General features: G+C 73.4%; 2 protein-coding genes. Both read left to right on the top strand.

The window, feature by feature from the left end:
* The coding region (locus E2C05_RS31365; RefSeq protein WP_158292497.1) for a murein hydrolase activator EnvC family protein at positions 1 to 415 on the top strand (415 nt) is incomplete at its 5' end.
* 73 nt (positions 416 to 488) lie between these two features.
* Positions 489 to 1,874 carry a S41 family peptidase gene (locus E2C05_RS31360; protein ID WP_133223520.1) on the top strand — a complete coding sequence of 462 codons (1,386 nt, stop codon included), beginning with the start codon at positions 489 to 491 and terminating at the stop codon, positions 1,872 to 1,874.
* Positions 1,875 to 1,973: the final 99 nt, after the last annotated feature.

Below are 1,973 nucleotides of genomic sequence, written 5' to 3'. Positions count from 1 at the left end.
GGCCGCCCGCACCGCCGAGCCCGAGCCGCCGCCGCGCGGCGGCCGCCCGTTGCCGGTCGCCGGGCCGGTCACGCGGGACTACGGCGCCGCCGGGGAAGGCGGCCCGGCCCGCGGCATGACGCTGGCCGGCCTTCCGGGCGCCCGCGTGGTCAGCCCCTGCGGCGGCCGCGTGGTCTTCGGTTCATCCTTCCGCAGCTATGGCCTGCTGTTGATTGTCGATTGCGGCGACGGGTACCATGTGGTGCTCGCCGGGCTGGACCGCCTGGACACCGCCCCGGGGCAGCGCGTGCTGGCCGGGGAGCCGGTCGGGCAGCTGGGCGCCGCGGAAACCCGCGGCCGCGTTCCCCTCTACCTCGAGTTGCGCCGGAACGGGCAGCCGGTGGATCCTCGGAATTGGTTTGCCGCGAGGGGATGAGGCCGCCAGAGTCGTCGCCAGATGGGTATGACGCGCCCCGCCGGGGCGCCTGCAGGGAAGTGGGTCGGGCCGCATGAAGGGCAGGGTTCGGACGGTAGCGGCGGTCGCCGGGGCCTTCGCGGCCGGCGTGGTGGTGGGGCCCATGGTGGCGGCCTGGGCGCAGGATGGCGGCAGGGCGGATACCTACCGCCTGCTGAACCTGTTCGGCGACGTCTTCGAACGCGTCCGCGCCGAGTATGTGGAGCCGATCAACGACCGTGACGCGATCGAGAACGCGATCAACGGCATGCTGACGGGCCTCGACCCGCACAGTTCCTACCTGAACCAGCGCTCCTACCGCGACATGCAGGTGCAGACGCGGGGCGAGTTCGGCGGCCTCGGCATCGAGGTCACGCAGGAAGGCGGCTACATCAAGGTCATCTCGCCGATCGACGACACGCCCGCCTTCCGCGCCGGCGTGAAGGCCGGCGACCTGATCACCCATCTGAACGGCAATTCCGTGCAGGGCCTGTCCCTGCAGGAAGCGGTGGAGCAGATGCGCGGGGAGCGCGGCACCGCCATCAAGATCACCATCCGCCGCGAAGGCGCCGACCGGCCGATCGAGCTGTCCCTGACGCGGGAGGTGATCCGCCCGCAGGTCGTCCGCTTCCGGATGGAAGGCAACGACATCGGCTATGTCCGCCTGACCTCCTTCAACGAGCAGACGGATGTCGGCCTGCGCCGGGCGCTGACCACCCTGAAGCAGCAGGCCGGCGCCAATGGCCTGAAGGGGCTGGTGCTGGACCTGCGGAACAACCCGGGCGGGCTGCTGGACCAAGCGGTGCAGGTCTCGGACGATTTCCTCGACCAGGGCGAGATCGTCTCCACCCGCGCCCGCCGGGCGGAGGATGCGCAGCGCTGGAACGCCAAGCCGGGCGACATCGCCGCCGGCCTCAACGTCGTCGTGCTGATCAATGGCGGCTCCGCCTCGGCCAGCGAGATCGTGGCCGGCGCGCTGCAGGACCACCGGCGGGCGATCGTCCTGGGGGTGAAGTCCTTCGGCAAGGGCAGCGTGCAGACGGTGATGCCGATCCCCGGCCAGGGCGCCATCCGGCTGACCACGGCGCGCTACTACACGCCGTCGGGCCGCTCCATCCAGGCGACCGGCATCGAGCCGGATATCGAGGTGCTGGCGCAGCGCGAGCAGGCGACCGCCGGCATCCCGCGGGAGCGCGAGGCCGACCTCCGCCGCGCCCTGCGCAACGAGGGCGGGGTGCAGCAGCCGGCCGGCGCCGCCATCCCGAAGCTGGAACTGCCCGCCGGCATCGCCGAGCGCATCGCCCGCCTGCCGGCGGAGGGCGCGCCGGCCTTCGATCCCACCAAGCCGGAAACCGACCACCAGTTGCAGCAGGCGGTGGGCCTGCTGCGCAACCTGGCCTCCGCCCAGGCGACGGTGCCGGGACGGCGCGCGGCGCGCTGACCCGCCGGCGGCGGGTCCGACCCGCCGGCATCGGCCGGAGCGGCCCATGGCAGGGGGCGACGGCCCGGCGGCGGAGCCCCGCCCGCTGGCCGCCGGCGC

The sequence above is a fragment of the Paracraurococcus ruber genome, assembly GCF_004353985.1.
Classification (GTDB): domain Bacteria; phylum Pseudomonadota; class Alphaproteobacteria; order Acetobacterales; family Acetobacteraceae; genus Paracraurococcus; species Paracraurococcus ruber.
This window is presented reverse-complemented; position numbering and strand designations above follow the sequence as displayed.

Excerpts from the sequence above, each read along its gene's own strand:
- E2C05_RS31360 (WP_133223520.1), top strand. The coding sequence starts at position 489 with ATGAAGGGCAGGGTTCGGACGGTAGCGGCGGTCGCCGGGGCCTTCGCG.